The organism is Mesobacillus subterraneus, from assembly GCF_023715485.1.
Taxonomy (GTDB): Bacteria; Bacillota; Bacilli; order Bacillales; family Cytobacillaceae; genus Mesobacillus; species Mesobacillus subterraneus_B.
Genome location: NZ_JAMBOF010000029.1, coordinates 1 through 21,119 on the forward strand (window position 1 = coordinate 1; position 21,119 = coordinate 21,119).

The following is a 21,119-nucleotide window of genomic DNA, read 5'->3' on the forward strand; positions in this document are numbered from 1 at the left end:
GGAAGTCCGTAAGAGATTAAAGACTATGAACAGTTTGCCTAATATCGAAGCAGCTGAGAAAATTATTTACCTGACCTCCATCGACTATAACGAGCGATGGGCAAGAAGAAGGTTGGGAGGATTCGGAGTGGCTTACGATAAGATTTTAAAAATGTTTGAACAGCGATATCCAAAAGCCAAAAAGGGGTAGTCAGGCAGCCTCGGCTGCCTGACTACCCCTCCACATATAACTCATGGAGTATGGATGTTTACACATAATTCTTGACGGAACCTTTTTATAGCGAAAATATGATTTTTATAGCGAAAATTTAAATTTAATAGCGAAAATCTAATTAATATAGCGAAATTCTAAATTTTATAGCGAAAATCCAATTTTTATAGCGAATTGGAAAATAAGAGTGTTTTTTTCAGTTTTAAACCGCTCCTTGTTAAAGTCATTTCCTTTTCTTTTTTGCCTCTAATTCTTTCTTTAAAAAAACTTCAAACAGGAGATCTATAAGCATAATAAGCGTTGAACGGGCAGTTAGGTCATACCCAGCATAAGTAACCTGCTGGACGCTTGCGCTTAAAGAGTGTTCGCATAGGTTTGCAAGCTTGCTGTCCGGTGAATTCGTGATCGCCAGTGTCTGCCTTGTTTTGTATTTTACTTTTTCAGCGATTTTTGTGATTGTTTTCGTTTCACCGCTTGATGAGATGAAGATGACCATATCCTTATGTTCTAGCATGTTAGTAAGGATGTCGATAATATGGGATTCGTATACATAAATTGTCGTCTTGTTGACCTGCATAAAAAGCTTGCTGAAATACTCTCCCATCATTTTGGAAAGGCCAACTGCCACAATGATCACTCGGCTTGACTGAACGATTTGATCGGCAATTTTGTCGATTTCCTCCAACTGAATGGATGACAAAGTATTATTTAAATCATGCCTGTAGCGCTCTAGCGGATTTTTCTCTGCTGGCAGCTGGGCTTCCTCAATTCCCTTCATGAAAAACTTCAACTCCGTGAATCCTTCTAGCCCGAGCTTATGGCACATCCTGACAATGGTCGTTGTGCTGACACTGTTAGCCTCGGCCATCCCCGTCAGCGAAAGCTGCCTCGCTTTTTCCAGGTTCGATTCAATATAGTAGAGTACATGCTTTTCGGCATGAGTAAGTGATGGTATCGCATGGGCAAAGTGTTCAATGATTTTTCCCATTGTCTGCTCCTTGTATGGCGTCGTTTCACTGATTATATCATAGCATTTGGACAAAATATAAACGCGCTGAGTTCAAGAAGTGTTCAATGTTGTACAATTGTACGCTGAAAGTATAAGTGCTGGCATAGTTAGCATGTTAAAAATATATTGTAAGCGATTTTAGAAAAGGCTTTCATAAATTGATGAAATTTTAGAAAGCGCTTTTAATAGAACACTTTAAATAAAGAAGTGGAGTGAAATGAGATGAAATTAAAAGACATGACTGATAAAGGTCTGCTCTTTTTAGATGTAGAGTGGGGCACAAAGGATCAAGTCATCCGTAATCTAGTTGATGCACTTGACGAGAACGGATACCTTAGCTCAAAAGAAGAATATTATCAGGCTGTAATAGAGAGGGAGCAGATTTCGCCAACAGGGTTTGAAGCGGGTCTGGCAATCCCCCACGGCAAATCTTCCGCTGTTAAAAAGGCAGGCTTTGCCGTAGCGAGATTGAAAAATAAATTAAAAGACTGGGAAAGCATTGATCCAAACAATCAGGTAGAGCTAGTATTCTTACTTGCTATACCTGGAGCAGAAGCTGGTTCTACCCACTTAAGTCTGCTATCTGAATTAAGTACACGCCTAATGGATCAAAATTATTATCAGCGTCTTATGACCGCATCAAATGCCGAGCAATTTCTAGCTGCGATTGACCAGGTTGATGAAAAAGAAGGAGAGTCAAAAGAATACACAAAAACGATTGTCGCAATCACAGCATGTGCTGCAGGAATTGCCCACACATATATGGCTGCAGAAGCGTTAGAAAAAGCAGGACGGGAGATGGGTGTCCGCGTTCTGACGGAAAAGCAGGGTGCAAACGGTCTTGAGGATCAGCATACGAAGGCGCTGATTCGTGAAGCCGATGCAGTTATTTTTGCCACAGATATATCACCTAAAGGAATGGAGCGCTTTAATGGCAAGCCTTATGTTCAAACAAAGGTTGCCGAGCCGCTGAAGAGCGCGAAAGAAATGATCAATCGTGCTTTGAACAATCCTGATGGTGTCGTCCAGGCTGCTGGTGAAGATGGAGATTCAAGCATGGATTCTGGTGATAAACAAGGTATCTGGGCGGAAATGTCCCAGGCGATTCTAACAGGGATTTCGTACATGATTCCTGTAATCGTTGCAGCCGGTTTAATGATCGGTATTGCAAAGCTTGGTGCAATGCCATTCGGTCTTGCAGGGGAAATTCACGATCCGAAATATATCGAACACTCAAATGAATTATTAGTCATCCTTCATCACCTTGATAAGTTTGGCGGAATGATCTTTAAGTTCATGTATCCAATCTTTGGCGCGTTCGTCGCATATTCATTGGCAGGAAGGCCAGGTCTTGTTTCCGGTTTAATTGGTGGATCATTCGCTGCAGGTCTTCACTATACATTCTGGGGAGTTGAAGGCGGCATCCCGTCTGGTTTCCTGGGTGCCTTGATCCTTGGCCTTGTCGCAGGTTATGTTTCAAGATTCTTAAATGAAAAAATTAAGCTGCATAAAAATCTGCAGGCAATGAAGCCGATGCTAATCATTCCTGCAATCAGTGTTCTTACGATTTTCTTCTTGAACTTTTATTTTGTAGATCCTGTTTTCGGAGCTTTGAATGAATCAATCAGAAATTACATTGAATCCGCGCAAGGCTCAGGCACATTGTTCCTGTCAGCTGTCATCGCTGCAGCTACTGCCTTTGACCTTGGTGGTCCGATCAATAAAGCGGCGGGCGCAATTGCGATTGGTCTTGCTGCCGATCAGATTTTCCCGCTGACAGCAAGGGTTTTGGCCATTGTCATTCCGCCAATAGGCTTGGGTTTAGCAACCATTATCGATAAATACGTTGTTGGCCGCAGGGTTTTTGATGAAAACCTTCGTGTAACAGGTAATACTTCTTTATTATTAGGATTCATCGCGATCAGTGAAGGTGCGATTCCGTTCATGCTGCGCAACCCGCTGATCACGATTCCTTTGAATATCATCGGTGCAATCATCGGGTCTGTCACAGCTGTTGCCCTTGGAGCGGTCCAATGGTACCCGCTGCCTGCAGTCTGGGGCTGGCCGCTAGTTGAAAACTTCTGGGCTTACTTTATCGGCTTGCTTGCCGGTGCATTATTCATCGCCCTGAGCAACATCTTCATTCGCTTTGCAATTATTAAACGACAAGAAGCAGCAAAGTAAAAATAGAAAAGGTGTCTGTTTTGTGCAGGCACCTTGATTTATTATCCAACTGAAAAACAAGCATCTTAGAAGAACTTACAACAATTTAGTAATGGAGGCCAGGCAGATGGATAAGCAAAAATATGTTTACGTTGTCCCGCATTCCCATTGGGATCGGGAGTGGTATTTTACAATCGAAGATTCAAATGTGCTGCTAGCCGAGAATCTCGATCACTTGATGACAGTACTTGAAAATGATGAGCAATATCACGGCTATATATATGACGCACAGGTTTCTGTGATTGAGGAATATTTAAAAATCAACCCTGAGGATAAGGAACGGATCAAGAAACTGGTTACGGCGAAAAGATTGTTCATCGGTCCCTGGTATACACAGACCGATACATTGCTCGTCAACAAGGAATCCATTATCCGCAATCTTCTGTATGGCACTCGCATTGCCAATGAGTTTGGACATAGCATGGAAGTAGGTTATCTTCCCGATATTTTTGGGCAAAATGCTTACCTGCCGTCGATTTTCACGGGCTTCGGAATCGAGAACAGCATTTTGCAAAGAGGAGTTTACACCGACCAGCTAAACGGTGACCTGAATTTCATATGGAAATCGCCAGATGGGAAAACGGTGAAAGCGAACAATCTTTATTTCGGCTATGGGCCAGGAAAATTCCTCGCTGCTGATGACGCATATTATGAGGAACGCCTACAGCCAATGCTTGAAAAGCTTGCGGACCTTAATGAAAACAGCGACCATTTGCTTTTGCCAGCTGGAGGGGACCAGGTCCTTGTTAGGGAGCATTTCCCGGAAACGATTGCCAGGCTGAATGAAATTGACCCTGTCCATGAATATATCCTTTCTGACTATGAAACATTCATGGAAAATGCCTGGGAAAATGGAGACTTTGAAAATGTGATTGAAGGGGAGCTTATAGCGCCGCAAAAATCGCGTATTCATAATACAATCCGCTCACAGCGTTATGACATTAAAAAGCTTAATGACCAGGTAGAGCAAAAAATCATTCACACACTTGAACCTATGGCGATGATTGGACTCTCTCTCGGGCTGAAATATCCTGAAATGTGGCTGAATCAAATGTGGAAACAGCTTTTTGACGTCCATGCCCATGACAGCATTGGCGGCTGCAACTCTGATGATACGAACGCAGACATCATGGAGCGTCTGACAAAGGTTGACAGGATTGCAAATGGACTACTCAATATCCTGAAGAAACAGCTTACACGTGCCATCAGCAAGCAAATTGGAAAAGAAAATTTGAATGTAATCTTCAATACTCTCCCTGCTCCATATAGAGGTATTGTGGAGAATGTACTTTTTACAAGAGAAAGGGAATTTGCTGTTACAGATTTAGATGGCAAAGAGCTCTCATTCGACCTGAATGCCCAGGAGTACATCAGCGGCGGAAAAATCATTGTCGTTACTGCCGAGGGTGAAAAGGAAGTGGAACAGCCAGGTTACTACCGTAATGTTGTGCTGATCAAGGCAGAAGAAATCCCAGCAATGGGATATAAGGCATTGTTAATAGAAGAAGGAAAACAAGGCAGCAAAGAAATGCGAACTTCCACAGAAGCCCATATAGAAAATGATTTATATGTGTTGCGTTTTGAAAATGGGAAGCTTGGATTAAAGAACAAAAAATCGGGGAAAGCCTTGCCGGACTTTGTGAAGTTCGAAAATATGGCTGATGCTGGGGATTCGTATGATTTTTCACCCCTAGATGGTGATGTGAAGAGAATTCTGGGTACTGCATCCCTGATCAGTGTTGAAAAGGCAGATCAGGCTGAAATTATGACGGTAATTCATGAAGCGCTAGTTCCAGGAAATCTGGAAGAGAGGCAAAGCGGCGCTGAAACCATGTCGTTTCAGATCCTGACAAAATTTGAGCTTCGAAAAGGCGAGAATATGGTAAGGGTCAGTCATGAAATTGATAATAAGATTCGTGACCACCGAGTCCGTGTCCTGTTGGATACGCCTGTTGATAACCCTGAGTACTCATATGGGGACCAAGCTTTCAGTGTGTTAGAGAGGACAACGGTGAACGCTTATCTTTCCGATTGGAAAGAAAAAGGCTTCGCGGAAGCGCCAGTTCCTTATTATCCAATTGAAAACTTTGCAGCCGTTGCAAACCAGGACAGTACTTTCGTGGTCATTACCAAGGGGATTAAAGAGTATGAAGTGATAAAGGAAACAGGAACATTCGCTCTAACATTATTCAGAAGTGTTGGTCTTCTCGGACGCGACAATCTGGCATGGCGTCCTGGACGTGCATCAGGCATAAATAACAAAGTGGTTCATACTCCGGATGCGCAAATGCTGCAGAAAATGGAGTTCCATTATGGCCTTGTGTACCTAGAAGAGCAGTTTGAGCCTGAAACTTTGTTTAAGGAAGTAGATTTATACCGTGGCCGTTATGCTTCCTACCAGCTTCAATCCTACAACACCTTTGAAGAGAGGTTGGAACGATTTGAGCTTCCTCAACCGATTAAAGAGGCTCCTCCGACCTATTCACTGTTTAATATTGATAATGAACGGATTTTTACCAGTGCCTGCAAGAAGGCCTATGAAGATTCAAGCCTGATTGTCAGACTTTACAATCCTGCTAGTGAGCCGCAGGCATTTAAAGTTTCAAGCGAATTTTATACAAGAGCTATTGAGACAGACCTTTATGAAAATGAGGGAAAGGAAATGGAGATGGAATCCATCACCATCCCGCCAAAGGGATATATCACCCTTAAGTTATTGAAGGAGGAATAAGAGTGAAAAAAGTACTCCTCGAAAAAATCGAACAACAATTAAGAATTATATATGGGGAAAAGTACGAGGACCGATACTTGGATATGGCGAGTGAGCTAATTGAAAAATGGTCTGCTATCGATTGGCCGAAAAATGAGCCCATCTCCGAAAAGAATGTTTACTTGATTACGTACGGAGACAGCATTTATGAAGAAGGAAAACCCACCCTTGAGACCCTCCACCGCTTTTTACAGGAGTATATTAAAGGCATAGTTACGGATGTACACCTTCTGCCAATGTTCCCTTACACCTCGGATGATGGATTCTCAGTAACAGACTACAGGGAAATCCACCCTGAACTGGGAGATTGGGACAATATAGAGGGCTTATCGAAGGATTATCGCCTGATGTTTGATTTTGTCGCAAATCACATTTCTAAATCGAGTGATTGGTTCCAGAAGTATTTGCAGGATCATCCTAAATATAAGAACTATTTTATTCCCTACGATCCTGAGTTTGATGCAAGCCAGGTGGTTAGGCCGAGGACATCTCCGCTATTCCATGAATACGAGGGGAAGAACGGGCTAAAAACGGCATGGACTACCTTTAGCGAAGATCAGGTAGACGTCAATATTGCGTATTTTCCGCTTTTGCTTGAAATGACAGACATCCTGCTTACCTATGCTTTCAAGGGCGGAACAAGTATCCGTCTTGATGCGATCGGATTCTTATGGAAGGAATCCAGTACAAGCTGCATGCATTTGCCACAGACACATGCAATCATTCAGATGTGGCGCACCCTTCTTGATGAATTTAAGCCAGGAACACAGATTATAACCGAGACAAATGTGCCACATAAAGAAAATGTCAGCTATTTTGGGGATGGCTCTAATGAAGCGCAAATGGTTTATCAATTTTCATTGCCGCCACTTGTCCTTTATTCGTTGACGACCCATGATTCTGGTAAGATTACAGACTGGGCTAAGACAATTGACAAAGTTTCAGAAACAGCAACTTACTTCAACTTTCTTGCCAGCCACGATGGTATCGGCATGCGTCCGACAGAAGGAATCCTGACAGAAGATGAGAAGCAGCTGCTAGTTGACAAAGTCCTCGAAAACGGTGGGCGTGCCTCTTATAAGAACAATACGGACGGCAGTCAATCGGTGTATGAGCTGAATATTAATTACAGTGATGCCCTCGTGAATGAAGAAGAGGACGTGACAGAGGAGCTTAAGGTGCAGAAAATGCTTGCGGCACATTCGATTCTTCTATCCTTTATCGGCGTCCCTGCCATCTACTATCATTCTTTGCTTGGATCGCAAAATGACCAAAAAGGGGCAGAGGAGTCTGGCATCAACCGCCGGATCAATAGGGAAAAGTTCGAGTTTGGTCGGATATCCCGTGAACTGGTTGACAACCCGCGCCGCACAGCTATATTTAACGGACTGAAAAACATGATTGAAATCAGGCAGCAGCAATCAGCCTTTTCCCCATTTGCAGATCAGGAAGTGCTGGATCTAGGTCGAGACGTATTTGCTCTGAAGAGAACCAATATTAAAACCGGTGAGGAGATTGTTTTTGTTGTTAATGTAACTGCAGAAGCAGTTAAACTTAGTCGTGACATCAAGGGTGTCAACCTACTAACCGGCCAGGAGACAGCTGTGGAATTGGTCTTGCAGCCTTATGAATTTGTTTGGATTCAACCCGGGAGATAAAGAAATTTATCATATAGAAAAGTAACAACAGTTATGAAAAAAATTAATATAAAAAACAGAAACGGGAAATAAACTGTACCCTGTGTAGTAGACACCTATAAAAAAGTCTACTACACAGGGTCTTTTTATGTACAAGAAGAAACAGCGTCCCCGTGTGTTTCTTCCAATAAAAAAAGAAGCCCTGGGCTTCTTAAATTACTTTTTCTGCGGAAGAATTGTACTCTACATATAATTTCCCATGGGCCACTTTATCAAGATGCCACCACCATTGTTCGAGTGTTATACCATTTTTGTCAGAAAGTGAAAAATCATATACGCTGCTAATATGTTCAGCCAACTCTTCCGCTTTTTTTAAAAGAATGAGACCGTACATGGTTAGTAAAATTTTTTCTCCCTTATCAAGTTCATGTTTTACGTTCTCGAGGTTAGTTCGATCATGAAGCATTCTCAAATGCTCATATGCGCTGTAATCGATATCATTAACATCTTCCCCGTAGTTCATAACCTCTTGTTTATTCTTGCTCATTTCAACGCATCCTTTACTTTTCCTAAGTTGGTATATCAAGGATTGTTTAGGATATGTTTTTTGAATTTCCTTTCATGCTTGTGATCATTACACCGTTTTCGCCGCACATTACAATCCAGCTGCCATCATCGAAACAAAAATCACTTTGAGTAAAGTGACTTAGTCATTCATTAACTACCTGCAGAAGGGTCCCAAGAAAAATAACAGATAGTTATTTGCAGAATGTAATTTTTTGCAAACAAAGTGCTTGTTCCTTCCGCGTTTTAGCGGCAGGGACAGGCTTTTTTTGAGAGATAAGAAAGTATAAATTTCACTTCGAGAAATGTTCAGCTCCAGCGCCTAGCCCCTTGAGACGCTACGGTCCTGCCAATGAAGTCAAAGAACGACTTCACTGTCAGTCCCTTCACCGCTTGTCGGGGCTGACCAAGGCGCTTGCGCTTTTCTTACAGCAATTCAGCTGTAAATGCCTTTGTTCATTGCGCTTTTCTTCCAGGTGTGCTATTTATGAAGAGAAGGAAAGAACGGGTGATTATAATGATAAAAGTGCTGTTTATTGCGCCATATCCTGCGATGGCTGGTTTGATAGATGAATGCAAAAAAGAAGCTGGGGCTCTTGAGGTTGTTGTAAAGATTGGGAACCTTGGCTCCGCTGTCCCTCTTGCTAAACGGGCAGAACAAGAGGGTTTTGATGTGATAATCAGCCGCGGGGGAACTGCCAAATTAATAGAAGAAGTAACGAATCTTCCGGTAATCGATATCCATGTCTCCGGTTATGATATGCTGCGTGTGCTGACCCTCGCAAATGAATTTCCGGGTAAAAAAGCGATTGTTGGCTTTTCCAATATCACGTTAGGCGCGGAGACGATTACGGATATTCTTGAAATTCCGATTGAGGTCTTCACGGTTGACCGGGCAGAAGAAGTAGGACCGCTGATTAAGGACCTTAAGGACCAGGGTTACAGTGTGATCATGGGGGATGTAGTAACCGTGCATAATGCTGACCGGTTTGGTATGGAGGGAATCCTTATACAATCAGGGCGAGAGGCCATATATGACGCATTCCATCGGGCTGTGACAACTTACTCCTTTTACCAAAAAAAACAAACAGAGATTGATTTAATGAAAGCTATTTTGAAAAAAGCGGCACCTGACCTCATTGTCCTTAATGCTGAAAGAACTATTGTCTACGAACAATGGCTATCGGTTTCGCCGACATTGATCGATATAGCTGCCTTGCCAATGGAACAGGATGGGCACCTGGATTCAAAGAGTATCATTAACTCTGGGAAAGAAAAAATAAAGATAAATCTATCTGTCCATACTATTGGCGGCGATAAATACTATTTATATGCTTTTTCGAAGCTTGAGAAATCAATTGAGGAATCTTTTGTGAAGGTTGAACATGTGTCCCAGCTCCCGCTAATAATCCAGGAGAGCGAAGAGATGAAGAACTGTATGTCCTCCATTAAAGCGAATATGAAAAAAACAAATTGGGCACTGATTGGTGAAAGCGGGACTGGCAAAGGGCTTGTAGCCAGGTACATCCATTTTATGAAACATGAAGCGAAAGGGCTTTTTGCTGTCGCGTCAGCACCCGATTTCCTGCAATTAGATTCTGATGCTGATAAGGATATTAAGACGATATACCTTCAGGGAGCAGATTCATTGGATTCGTCTGAAGTTGCCAGACTAAAGCGAGTTTCGAACCACTACTCAAGCAGGGGAACCGACATCATCTTTTCCATGCAATCTGAAAATGAAGAGGCTTTTGAATTGCATACTGCAAGGATCTACTTGCCTCCGCTGCGGAATCGCAATAGCGACATAAGGGCGTTGGCTGCTTATTTTATCGCGGACTCCCAGCAACAACATGGGACTTCCCCGATCAAGATCAAAGAAGAAGCTCTTGAAACACTTGAAAAGTATCAATGGCCAGGTAATGTTGCAGAATTAAAAGCTCTAATTTATGATGCCGCCACTGCAGAAAAAGGCTATGTTTTAAGCGCGGAGATGATCGCTTCCTTACTTGAACCGAAAATGGAGGGAGAACTCTCAGTCCCCGAAGATCTATTGCAGGGAACTTTAGAAGAAATAGAAAAAAAAATCATCCTTGCGGTCATGGAACAGGAAGATGGCAATCAAACAAGAGTGGCAAACAGGTTAAATATAAATCGCTCAACGTTATGGAGAAAGCTGAAGAATTAATTCTTCAGCTTTTTATTTTTGTTTAAAAATGCAACAGTTATTATAGACCTTTCAAAATATTGAACTTTTTTGCGAAAAAACTATTGCAAAAATAAACCGATTTCATTAAAATGAAACATGTAAGCGATTACTGAATCGTTTAAATTTGAAACACCACAAAAGGGGATGCTAGAATATGAGAATAAAGGCAGGGTTAGAAAGAATACCTGGCGGAATGATGGTTGTACCGTTGCTTTTAGCAGCAACATTGAACACATTTGCACCGAACCTGTTGCGAATTGGCAACTTTACAGAAGCGTTGTTTGTAAATGGCGCAGGAACGTTAATTGCACTTTTCTTATTAGCTACAGGTGCACAGATCAATGTTAAATCTTTCGGTGTTTCTTTGGGGAAAGGCGCTACACTTCTTGGGGTTAAGTGGATCGTCGGTGCCGCAGTCGGACTTATAGCTTACTTATTTGCTGGTGAAAATGGATTGTGGCTGGGGCTTGCACCAATCGCGATCATTGCTGCAATGACTAACAGTAATGGCGGATTGTTCGTTGCTTTAGTTGGTCAATACGGAAATAAAGAAGACCGTGCTTCTTACTCATTGCTTGCTTTGAATGATGGACCATTCTTGACGATGGTGGCACTTTCAATCTTCGGCGCTATGGGCTTTGTTGACGGAATGTTCTCCATCCAGTCATTCATCGCAGTATTGCTGCCAATCCTAGTTGGTATGGTATTAGGTAACTTAGATGAAGAAATGCGTGATTTCCTTGATAAAGGGAGCTCAATGCTGATTCCATTCTTCGCATTCGCGCTAGGTATGGGCATTGATTTCGGAGCCATCATCGAAGGCGGACTTACGGGAATTCTTCTAGGGGTTATGACAGTTTTCTTCACTGGTACTGCAGGCTACCTTGTATTCAAGGCTTTCAAATGGAATCCAATTGTAGGTGCTGCTGAAGGTTCAACAGCAGGCAATGCTGTTGCGACGCCGGCTGCGATTGCAGCTGCAAATGCGAGCTTCTCTCAATATGCTGAACTGGCAACGGTTCAGGTAGCGGCATCAACGGTTACAACAGCAATTTTATTGCCATTGTTCATCGCATTCCTCGTCAAGCGACTTGAGAAAAAGGGGTACGCGTTCCAGCAGGGAAATGTCATGAAAGTGGATAGTTAGGGTGTGATCACATGGGTGGAAAAATCGGAATCATCGCAGACGACTTAACAGGTGCCAATGACTCAGGTGTCCAATTGGCGAAAAAAGGATTTTCTTCAACCGTAGTGTTCAATTTAGAAGGTATCCAAGAGGCTGATTCAATTCCTGATGTTTTGGTTGTCGATACAGACAGCAGGGCAGTTTCTGGAGAAGAGGCACACGAAGCAGTGATTAAAGCTGCTTCTCTTCTTTTTCAGCAAGGTTATTCACATGTTTATAAAAAAATCGATTCTACTCTAAGGGGGAATGTAGCTGCGGAAATTTCAGCCGCGGCGAACATTTATAAGCCAGATGCAGTCGTGGTTGTACCAGCCTTTCCAAAGGTGAACAGGACCACAGTGGATGGTCTCCATTATGTGAACGGGACTTTGATTACGGAAACTGAATTTGGACGTGACCCGAAAACGCCTGTTGCAGAAGGGTTCATTCCTGCGTTATTAAAAAAATCAGTAGAAGAAGATATTACTTTGATTAATCTAGACCTCATCCGTGGATCTAAAAAAACATTGGCGTCATTTGTGGAAAATGTGATGGCTGCCGGGAAATCCTGGTTCGTTTGCGACAGCGAAACAGAAGAGGACCTGAAGTCGATTGCTGCATTTTTCGCAAAGCTGGATAAGAAGATCGTTTGGGCAGGCTCTGGTGGTTTGATCGAATACCTCCCGGCTGAATTGGAGGTTTTTCCTCAGGCAGGGCAGGATTTGAAAAAGAAATCAGTCGACCAGACGCTTATCGTATCCGGGAGCCTTTCCCAGGTAACGAAAAAACAGCTTGAGAGTTTAAAAGGATTAAAGGGAATTGAGTTTATTGAAATAAATCCAGTTCAATTGGTTGAAGATACACTTGTGGCGGATGGATTGGCAGTGAGTAAAAACGCCAGCCATTACGTCATTTATGTTGATTCTTCCGAAGCAAACAGAGTTGCTGCGCGTGAAGCTGGAAAAAGAAAGGGCTATAGCAGCAACCAGGTAAGCGAAGCAATCGCTAATGGCCTGGCAAAGGCAGCAAAAGCCTTCCTTAATCAAGTTCAGGATATCGGCGGCCTTGTATTAACGGGCGGTGACACTGCGAAAGCTGTTTGCGGCGAATTGAATGTGAATGAAATGGAACTCCACTCTGAAGTCGAAGCCGGTCTGCCGTTTGGCAGAATAAAGAGCGGGGAAAAGAACTTCTGGGCAATTACAAAGGCTGGTGGCTTCGGAAACGAAGACTCGCTTGTAAAAGCGGTGGAATACATGACAGGAAAGGTTGGGCAATATGAAACAAACTAAACCAGTAGTCGGAATCACGATGGGTGACGCAGCAGGTGTCGGCCCTGAAATCATTTTAAAGACGCTTGCAACTGAAGAGATATATAACATCAGCAATCCGTTTGTCATCGGTGACAGCAAGATTCTTGAGCGCGCGAAAAGCTTTGTCGGCAGCGAGTTGGAAATCCAATCCGTTACTGCTGAAGAGCTTGGGGAAATTGAATATAATTTAGGAACTGTACATTGCCTTGACTTGAATCTTCTTCCTGGTGACCTGCCAGTCGGAGAAGTATCACCAGATGCTGGCCACGCTGCTTTTGAATACCTTCGGACTGCAATCGAGCTTGCCAACGAACAGAAGATCGATGCGATCTGCACTGCTCCTTTGAATAAAGAGGCGCTTCAGAAGGGCGGCCACAAATATCCTGGCCATACAGAAATTTTAGCTGATTTGACGGGCACTCAGGATTACTCGATGATGCTTTCAGCACCGAACTTGCGTGTCATCCATGTGACAACACACGTAGGCATCATTGATGCAGTAAAAATGATCAACCCTGAGCGTGTATACCATGTCATCAAGCTTGCTCACGACACATTAAGAAAAGCAGGAATACAATCTCCGAAGATCGCAGTTTGCGGCATCAATCCTCATGCAGGTGAAAACGGCCTGTTCGGCTATGGAGAAGAAGATGAGAAAGTCGTACCAGGCGTTGAAAAAGCCCAAGGTGAAGGAATCAATGCAGTAGGTCCGCTTCCTGCAGACACATTATTCTTCCGCGCCGTCCGCGGGGACTTCGATATTGTCGTCGCCATGTACCATGACCAGGGTCACGGTCCGGTAAAAGTACTAGGATTGGATGCAGGCGTCAACATCACAGTTGGCTTGCCAATCATCCGTACAAGTGTTGACCACGGAACCGCCTTTGATATCGCCGGCAAAGGCATTGCCGATGAAAAAAGCTTGATCGAAGCGATGAGACAAGCAGTTGAATTGGCGCCGAAAAGGTAACAATTAGATCTATATCACTTGTTGAAAAGGCATTTCCCTGTGGGGAAATGCCTTTTTAATAGAGCAATTTAAAAGTATAATCTTGCGGAAAGAATTTATGAATAGAAATGAAAAAATATGAAAAATAATAAAAAAAACTGAAAAAATATGAAAAAAACTGTTGAAAACGTTTTCCTTAGGTGTTAAATTTACTTTACGAAGTCAAAATTACATAGGGAGGCTGACATGAAACTCGCAACTAGGATTAATTCAATCCTGCCCACAGTCAACGGAGATATAATAGAAGCACTGAAAAAATTATCAGAAATTTCAGGTATTACACATGTGGACCTAAATTATCCAGAGCATTTTTCTCAGTATTCTGTAGGTGATGTCCTTGAAACTCTGAAACTTGCAAATTTGAAAGTAAATGGGCTGGCGTTGAGATTCAGAAATCATTTTATTAACGGTGAATTAGGCAACAGCAACCAATCAATCGCGGAAGATGCTTATGTATTATGTAAGGAAGCAGCAGATGCCTGCCGTGAACTGGGAGGAGAGGTTATCACTTTGTGGCTGGGTTTTGACGGATTTGATTATCCATTCCAAAGTGATTATCAGAATGCGTGGAAACAGGTGAGGGATTATGTAGCAGCTCTTGCTGACTACGCACCCGACCTGCAAATAAGCATTGAATACAAGCCATATCAGGAAAGGTCGTATGCGTTGATTGACAGCATAGGGACCACATTGTTAATGGTCAATGAGGTTAATCGTGAAAATGTAGGAGTGACTGTTGATTATTGCCATATGTTGATGAAACGGGAAAACCCGGCATACGGTTTAAGCCTGGCAGCGGATCGCGGAAAGCTATATGGTGTGCATATAAATGATGGATACGGTACACATGATGATGGCCTTATGGTTGGAACTGTTTCATTCATGCAAACCTTGGAATTCATTTACTATCTGAAAAAGTACGATTACCAGGGAGTCATCTATTTTGATACATTCCCGGTCAGGGAAGAACCAATCGCAGAAATCCGCCAGAATGTAAAGGTTATCCAAAAAATTAATGATCTGGTCGATAGTATTGGTCTTGAATCGATTCAAGAAACAATCGGTAAAAATGACGCAGTGGCGGTTAATGAACTGTTTTACCAATGCTTGAAATAACAGGTCAGGGAGATAATCAAAAACTATCAAAAATAGAAATGGGAGGAATTGAGATGAAGAAAGGCAATAAAAAATTATTGGTAACAAGTGCTCTGGCGATATCTTTGCTGATTACCGGATGTAGCAGCAGCACCGGTGGCAGTGGAAGCAGCAGCGATAAATCATTCAACCCTGATAATGCAGACGGGAAGACATATGAAGAAGTAAGAGGCAGCCTTGGAGCCGTACCGATGGTTTCAGACGAAATCAAGCTTGGCGGCGTTGCAAAGGCTTTTGAAAATGAATACTGGAGAACACTTAAAGAAGGTATGGAAACAGGTGCCCAAAAATTCAGCGATCAAGGATATAACCTTACTGTCGATATGAAGTCGCCGCAAGGAGAGTCTGACGAAGAAGGTCAATTATCGATTGTAAAAGATATGATCAATAAAAAATATACGGCATTGCTGCTGTCTCCTATCTCGGACAGCAACCTTGTACCAGGTGTTGAGAGTGCATTGGAAGCGGATATCCCCGTAATCAATGTTAACGATGGAATCATCAAGGAAGCCCCTAATTTCGTTGGACCGAAAGCTGACCAAAATGGAGAATTGTTAGCTGAATGGATTTCCGAAAAGATTGGCGGTAAAGGTAAGGTTGCTATTATCGTAGGGATGCCTAAGGCTTTTGCTGCAAGACAGCGAACACTGGGCTTTGAAAATTGGATGAAAGAAAATGCTCCTGATATCAAAATCGCAGAAAAGCAAAACGCTGACTGGGATCGCTCTAAGGCAAAGGATATCGCGGCAACATGGATTAAGAAGCATTCCGACCTGAATGCGATCTTCGCAAATAACGACACCATGGCATTAGGGGCACAGGAGGCTGTAAATGAATCTGGCAGAGATATCCTGGTTGTGGGTGTGGATGGTATTGGTGAAGCCTATGATTCCATCCGTAAAGGCGAGATGGACGCAACAATCGACTCCTTCCCTCTATATAAAGGGCAGATTGCGGTCGAAATGGCGATTCGCCAATTAGGCGGTCAGAAATTGCCACGAGTTATCTGGACACCTCAGGCATTGATTGACAGTACGAATGTTGAAACTCCTGCGGAAGAGATCCTTAAATGGACAGACCCTGAAATCAGCAAGTAATCGACCAGCTATAACCTTAATTTGTTTAGAACTATAGTCGGATCATAAGATTCGGCTATAGTTTTTAAGAAAGCCTGTTTCCGCATTGATTGTTGTTTTACGAATAAATTCTGCAATCCGAATTCTTTTAGGAATCGTGGCTCTTTACCAGCAGTTCCTGAACCCGGTTTGCAATGAAATTCGTTTCTCTTGTTTGAGAAAGCAACAAAATATACGAAAAGAGCCTTAAAAAGGGGAATCAATCATGGAAAATCAAAAGGACAATATCATTCATTTTAAAAATATTTCAAAGGTTTTCCCCGGAGTTAAAGCTTTGGACAATGTAAGCTTTAGCATCGAAAAAGGAGAGGTCCATGCTCTGCTTGGTGAGAATGGAGCGGGAAAATCAACACTGCTGAATATCCTTCATGGTGTCAATTCAGAGTATGAAGGGACTGTGGAAATCCGCGGGACAGCTGTTTCGTATAAGAATGCCAATGAGGCGATCAAAGACGGGATTTCAAAAGTTCACCAGGAAGTCAGTTTGATACCTGAATTGACTGTTGGACAAAATATCACCCTCGGAAATGAGCCGCGAAAAGGTATGTTCATCGATTATAAAACACTTCATAAGGAAGCAAATGCCATCCTCGAAAAAATGAATTGCAACTTCAAAAGTGAGGATCTTGCAGGGACACTAAGCACCGGAGAAATGCAGATGATCGCCATCGCAAAGGGCTTATACCATAATGCCGAGGTGATTTCATTCGATGAACCGTCTGCTTCACTGACGAATCAAGAAGTAAGCACGCTTTTTTCTATTATTACAGAATTGAAGAAGAACGGGATCACCATTTTATACGTAAGCCATCGGCTGGATGAAGTTTTTGAAATTTGCGACCGGGCAACCGTCCTGAGAGATGGCAAACATATTGACACCTTTAAAATAAGTGATATTAACAGGGAAGAGTTAATAAAGAAGATGGTTGGCCGTGACGTATCTGCCTATGCGGTCAGGAACAAAAAGCTTGAATTAACGGATAAAAAAGTTTTGGAAGTAGAGAACTTATCTGTGAATGGAGTCTTTGAAGATATAAGCTTTCACCTTAAAAAGGGTGAAATACTAGGATTTGCAGGCTTAGTCGGAGCCAAGAGGACGGACGTAGTAAGAACGATTTTCGGGGTAATGCGAAAATCTGGTGGAACCATCAAAATAAATGGCCATCCCGTCGAAATTAACTCACCAGAACATGCAGTGAAGATGGGACTAGGGCTTATTCCGGAAAACCGTAAAACAGAAGGTTTTATAAAGTACTTTGATAATGCAAATAATGTTGGCCTGACCAAGATGGAGAAGTTCACTCAGTATGGCCTGTTAAATCATAAAAAGAAAACCGATAACTGCAACCAGTACGCAGAAGAAATCAATTTGCGGCCAAAAGATTCGCACTATATGACCGTAAACTTGAGCGGCGGAAACCAGCAAAAAGTTGTAATCGCTAAGTGGCTATCATCAGATGCGGAGATTTTGATCCTCGATGAACCAACAAAAGGGGTCGATGTCGGTGCGAAGGCCGAGATTTACCGTGTACTCGAGGAACTGCTTGAATTGGGTAAATCGATTATCGTCGTTTCCTCTGAACTGCCTGAGGTTCTTGGCTTAAGCGACAGAATCATTGTGATGCGCGAAGGCAGGAAAGTAAAAGAGTATATCAACGAAAACCTGACAGAAGAGGATATTCTTCAGTACGCTATGGGGGTAAAACAATGAAGCTAAAATCAGCAGGTTTCAATCGTGAATTCAGCTTAATAGCTGCTATTATCATAATGGTCATCGTATTTTCAATCATCCAGCCGGTCTACTTAAGTACTGGTAACCTATTAGATATAATGGATCAAAGCGTCATCAATGGCCTTCTTGCTCTTGGCATCACTTACGCCATTATTACAGGCGGGATCGATCTTTCTGTAGGTTCTATTTTTGCGATTGTCATTGTCGTTGTCGGTGATTTGCTGGTAAGAGGTGTTGACCCTGTTATAGCGATCGTATGCGGCATCGGCCTGGGATTTTTACTAGGTTTGTTCAATGGTCTCTTAATCTCCAAATTAAAACTTCAGCCATTTATCGCTACTCTTGGTACAATGAGTGCGTACAGAGGGGTCGCCTACATCATTACTGGTGGATGGCCGGTATTAGATATTCCTGCGAATTTTCGCAGCATTTTCAACTCCAAATTATTTGGATCGATTCCGGTTTCGATTTTTGTCTTGTTAGCATTTGCTGTTGTAGGGCATGTCATTCTTAAATATACTAAACTTGGAACCTATATTTATGCGATTGGCGGTAATGAAGAAGCTACTATTTTATCAGGCGTGAATGTCAATAGAAGTAAAATGCTGGCTTATGCTATTTCAGGAACTGGCGCAGCCCTTGCGGGGATGGTTTTATTGGCTCGTTTAGGTTCCGGGGAGCCGGCTGCAGGCCAGACGTATGAATTGAATGCGATTGCCGCGGCGGCGATTGGAGGGGCAAGTCTTGCAGGGGGAAGAGGAACGATGATTGGAACGCTGCTTGGCGCAATTTTACTATCTACTTTGAAAGTCGGTCTTGTTGTTGTCGGTGTCGATACTTTTTGGCAATATATTGCAACAGGTGCGATAATAGTGATAGCTGCTTATTTTGAAGTGATCCAGGATAAAGTCAAAAAAATCAATTTCACCAAAAAGAAAATCGCATGAAGGGCTGGTAGTTGATGATGAAAAATGAAACAGTTGCCGTAGTAGGAAGTATCAACTACGACATCATTTTCAAACAGAAGCGACTCCCGGAAATAGGAGAAACCTACTCAGCCGACAGTGTTTCTTTTTGTGGCGGGGGAAAGGGAGCCAATCAGGCAGTCCAGTGCGCCAAACTAGGCTTGGAGACATATATGGTTGGGAAAGTGGGCAATGATTCGTTTGGCAAGGAATTGCTGCATAATCTGTCAAGCTATGGAGTGAATCTCGACCATGTTGCAGCAGCGGATTCCAACACCGGACTTGGCGTAATCAATGCGCTTGAAAATGGAAGCGTTATCGCTACCATCTCCAAAGGGGCGAATTATCACCTTACATGTGAGGATATCGACCGGTCAGAAGCAGTCCTGCAGAAAAGCAAGATTGTCATCTTGCAATTAGAAGTACCTAAAGAGGTTGTACAGTATACAATAAAGCTTGCTAAGAAGCATGGCTGTTACGTAATCTTGAATGCTGCACCGGCAAGCGAGCTTGATGAGGAATATTTGAAAATGGTGGATTGCCTGGTGGTAAATGAAACAGAAGCTGGGTTCTATGCAGGGAAAAAGGTTGATTCTGTGGAGGATGCAGAAGCAGTGTGTGGACAATTAGCGCCATTTGCGAGTGATTTATTAGTCATTACTCTCGGGGGCAAGGGCAGTATTTTATATTCAGGAAATCGACTATACAGGATTCCATCGAAAAAAGTGGATGCCGTCGAGACTACTGGAGCTGGTGATTCTTACGTAGGTGCCCTGGCTTATTCGCTGATCCATAACAAGTCACCTGAAGAAATAGGAGAATTTTCCTCGCTGGTAAGTTCAAGGACCGTTATGAAGATTGGGGCGCAAAACGCGATGCCTGCTTTAAGTGAAGTACTTGAGAGTCCAAATAATTAGTTTATAGAGGGTTTGAATTTATGATTCCATATGTTAGACGCGAAAAAATCATGGATGAGCTGGAAAATAAAAAGATCATGTATATCGAAGATTTTTTGAAAATCTTTGATGGTGTTTCCGAATCTACTATCCGCAGGGACCTGAAAACCTTGGAGGATGAAAATTATATCGTCTTGCTCAGGGGCGGAGCGGTAAAGCTGAAGCTGGATGCTTATGAGATTCCGGTGGGCACAAAGAAACTCCTTTTCAAAGAGGACAAGGAGAGGATCGCGAAATATGCGGCTTCACTCGTAGAGGATGAGGAAGTCATCTATATCGACTCGGGTACAACCTGTTCTGCCATGGTTAAGTATATAAAGGCTAAAGGCGTACGGGTGGTCACCTCGAACATTCAGGTATTGAATGAAATAAACGGAAATGGGATCGAAAGCTGTATCATTGTCGGCGGCGAAGTGAACAAAAGTTTAGATTCGATATCAGGTCCAATGACGGATGCTGCTTTAAGAAGCCTGAATTTCGACAGATCCTTTTTAGGCACAAGCGGCTTTGGTTTGGAAGTAGGCATCAACACACCTGATTTCCGTGAAGCCAGCAAGAAAACAATTGTTAATTCAAACTCAAAAAACTGCTACGTGCTGGCTGATAGTTCAAAATTCAATAAAAGCACCTTAAGTAAAGCATTTGATTTGAAAGATTGTACGCTTATTACCAATAAACAAATCCCGGCATTTGATGGAGTGGTGGAGTATTATATAGCTGAGTAACGCAGTCGGAAAATTTAAGGTCCGAGTTCTTCGATTGGATAATAGTACTGTTCATGGAAGTTTAAATTGTTGCTGAGTGTTTAATTAGTGACCCTGGTATTTACCAGGGTCATTTTCTTTATGGAAACACAGGGACTTGATGTGCACCCCTTAAAGTAGAGGTTGAAAAACAACTAGTTTGGAAACCATTTTAAGGGGTGATTAACATGCCGGAAAAAGGCCAAATCTATAAAAACTACACTATGGAAGTTAAAATCAGAGCTGTTGAACTAAAAAAGGAAGGTCGTTCTTATTCTCAGATTGCCAATGAATTAAATATTAATACCAGTACCGTGAAGAC

At 42.6% G+C, this 21,119-nt stretch carries 15 protein-coding genes and 1 pseudogene; 14 read left to right on the plus strand and 2 right to left on the minus strand.

Going from position 1 to position 21,119, the window contains the following annotated elements; translation table 11 throughout:
- Positions 1-190, plus strand: a pseudogene (locus tag M3204_RS22935) (IS256 family transposase); the annotation flags it as partial.
- Positions 191-434: 244 nt separating this feature from the next.
- Here the strand turns inward: M3204_RS22935 and M3204_RS22940 are convergent.
- Positions 435-1,199 (minus strand): MurR/RpiR family transcriptional regulator, encoded by a 765-nt coding sequence (locus tag M3204_RS22940; protein WP_251488714.1) that lies wholly within the window; start codon positions 1,197-1,199, stop codon positions 435-437.
- A gap of 243 nt (positions 1,200-1,442) precedes the next feature.
- On the opposite strand from M3204_RS22940, the gene M3204_RS22945 reads away from it, so the two are divergent.
- The 3 genes from M3204_RS22945 (at position 1,443) to M3204_RS22955 (ending at position 7,871) form a co-directional block, all read left to right on the plus strand.
- Positions 1,443-3,404: a fructose-specific PTS transporter subunit EIIC gene (locus M3204_RS22945; protein WP_251488718.1), complete on the plus strand. Its 1,962-nt coding sequence runs from the start codon at positions 1,443-1,445 to the stop codon at positions 3,402-3,404.
- Between the two features lie 106 nt (positions 3,405-3,510).
- Positions 3,511-6,174 carry a glycoside hydrolase family 38 C-terminal domain-containing protein gene (locus tag M3204_RS22950; RefSeq protein ID WP_251488722.1) on the plus strand — a complete coding sequence of 888 codons (2,664 nt, stop codon included), beginning with the start codon at positions 3,511-3,513 and terminating at the stop codon, positions 6,172-6,174.
- A 2-nt stretch (positions 6,175-6,176) separates the two neighbouring features.
- Entirely contained in the window at positions 6,177-7,871 is a 1,695-nt protein-coding gene (locus M3204_RS22955) for an alpha-amylase family glycosyl hydrolase (protein ID WP_251488740.1), read from the plus strand.
- Between the two features lie 190 nt (positions 7,872-8,061).
- Here the strand turns inward: M3204_RS22955 and M3204_RS22960 are convergent, their stop codons facing one another.
- A complete protein-coding gene (locus M3204_RS22960; protein WP_251488743.1) occupies positions 8,062-8,397 on the minus strand; it encodes a hypothetical protein in 336 nt (111 codons plus the stop codon).
- 504 nt (positions 8,398-8,901) lie between these two features.
- On the opposite strand from M3204_RS22960, the gene M3204_RS22965 reads away from it, so the two are divergent.
- From M3204_RS22965 to M3204_RS23010, 10 genes are all read left to right on the plus strand, one after another.
- Entirely contained in the window at positions 8,902-10,602 is a 1,701-nt protein-coding gene (locus M3204_RS22965) for a sigma-54-dependent Fis family transcriptional regulator (RefSeq protein WP_251488746.1), read from the plus strand.
- Positions 10,603-10,777: 175 nt separating this feature from the next.
- Complete coding sequence (locus M3204_RS22970) at positions 10,778-11,770, plus strand: 2-keto-3-deoxygluconate permease (protein ID WP_251488749.1); 993 nt, start codon at positions 10,778-10,780, stop codon at positions 11,768-11,770.
- 11 nt (positions 11,771-11,781) lie between these two features.
- Positions 11,782-13,080 carry a four-carbon acid sugar kinase family protein gene (locus tag M3204_RS22975; RefSeq protein ID WP_251488752.1) on the plus strand — a complete coding sequence of 433 codons (1,299 nt, stop codon included), beginning with the start codon at positions 11,782-11,784 and terminating at the stop codon, positions 13,078-13,080.
- Entirely contained in the window at positions 13,067-14,071 is a 1,005-nt protein-coding gene (pdxA, locus tag M3204_RS22980; protein WP_251488754.1) for a 4-hydroxythreonine-4-phosphate dehydrogenase PdxA, read from the plus strand. The genes M3204_RS22975 and pdxA overlap by 14 nt, the downstream gene beginning before the upstream one ends.
- A 225-nt stretch (positions 14,072-14,296) precedes the next feature.
- On the plus strand, positions 14,297-15,226 hold the full coding sequence (locus tag M3204_RS22985; RefSeq protein ID WP_251488757.1) for a sugar phosphate isomerase/epimerase family protein: 930 nt from the start codon (positions 14,297-14,299) through the stop codon (positions 15,224-15,226).
- Positions 15,227-15,279: 53 nt separating this feature from the next.
- Positions 15,280-16,362 carry a sugar ABC transporter substrate-binding protein gene (locus M3204_RS22990; protein WP_251488759.1) on the plus strand — a complete coding sequence of 361 codons (1,083 nt, stop codon included), beginning with the start codon at positions 15,280-15,282 and terminating at the stop codon, positions 16,360-16,362.
- Between the two features lie 244 nt (positions 16,363-16,606).
- The gene (locus M3204_RS22995) at positions 16,607-18,112 is read left to right on the plus strand and encodes a sugar ABC transporter ATP-binding protein (protein ID WP_251488762.1); all 1,506 of its coding nucleotides are present in this window, start codon (positions 16,607-16,609) and stop codon (positions 18,110-18,112) included.
- Positions 18,109-19,080, plus strand: a complete 972-nt coding sequence (locus M3204_RS23000; RefSeq protein WP_251488765.1) for an ABC transporter permease — start codon at positions 18,109-18,111, stop codon at positions 19,078-19,080. Before M3204_RS22995 ends, M3204_RS23000 begins: the two co-directional genes overlap by 4 nt.
- Positions 19,081-19,094: 14 nt before the next feature.
- Entirely contained in the window at positions 19,095-20,015 is a 921-nt protein-coding gene (locus tag M3204_RS23005) for a ribokinase (protein ID WP_251488768.1), read from the plus strand.
- A gap of 20 nt (positions 20,016-20,035) precedes the next feature.
- On the plus strand, positions 20,036-20,779 hold the full coding sequence (locus M3204_RS23010) for a DeoR/GlpR family DNA-binding transcription regulator (protein ID WP_251488771.1): 744 nt from the start codon (positions 20,036-20,038) through the stop codon (positions 20,777-20,779).
- The last annotated feature ends 340 nt before the right edge of the window (positions 20,780-21,119 follow it).

Excerpts from the sequence above, each read along its gene's own strand:
- M3204_RS22940 (WP_251488714.1), bottom strand. The coding sequence starts at position 1,199 with ATGGGAAAAATCATTGAACACTTTGCCCATGCGATACCATCACTTACT.
- M3204_RS22945 (WP_251488718.1), top strand. The coding sequence starts at position 1,443 with ATGAAATTAAAAGACATGACTGATAAAGGTCTGCTCTTTTTAGATGTA.
- M3204_RS22950 (WP_251488722.1), top strand. The coding sequence starts at position 3,511 with ATGGATAAGCAAAAATATGTTTACGTTGTCCCGCATTCCCATTGGGAT.
- M3204_RS22960 (WP_251488743.1), bottom strand. The coding sequence starts at position 8,397 with ATGAGCAAGAATAAACAAGAGGTTATGAACTACGGGGAAGATGTTAAT.
- M3204_RS22965 (WP_251488746.1), top strand. The coding sequence starts at position 8,902 with ATGAAGAGAAGGAAAGAACGGGTGATTATAATGATAAAAGTGCTGTTT.
- M3204_RS22970 (WP_251488749.1), top strand. The coding sequence starts at position 10,778 with ATGAGAATAAAGGCAGGGTTAGAAAGAATACCTGGCGGAATGATGGTT.
- M3204_RS22975 (WP_251488752.1), top strand. The coding sequence starts at position 11,782 with ATGGGTGGAAAAATCGGAATCATCGCAGACGACTTAACAGGTGCCAAT.
- pdxA (WP_251488754.1), top strand. The coding sequence starts at position 13,067 with ATGAAACAAACTAAACCAGTAGTCGGAATCACGATGGGTGACGCAGCA.
- M3204_RS22985 (WP_251488757.1), top strand. The coding sequence starts at position 14,297 with ATGAAACTCGCAACTAGGATTAATTCAATCCTGCCCACAGTCAACGGA.
- M3204_RS22990 (WP_251488759.1), top strand. The coding sequence starts at position 15,280 with ATGAAGAAAGGCAATAAAAAATTATTGGTAACAAGTGCTCTGGCGATA.
- M3204_RS22995 (WP_251488762.1), top strand. The coding sequence starts at position 16,607 with ATGGAAAATCAAAAGGACAATATCATTCATTTTAAAAATATTTCAAAG.
- M3204_RS23000 (WP_251488765.1), top strand. The coding sequence starts at position 18,109 with ATGAAGCTAAAATCAGCAGGTTTCAATCGTGAATTCAGCTTAATAGCT.
- M3204_RS23005 (WP_251488768.1), top strand. The coding sequence starts at position 19,095 with ATGATGAAAAATGAAACAGTTGCCGTAGTAGGAAGTATCAACTACGAC.
- M3204_RS23010 (WP_251488771.1), top strand. The coding sequence starts at position 20,036 with ATGATTCCATATGTTAGACGCGAAAAAATCATGGATGAGCTGGAAAAT.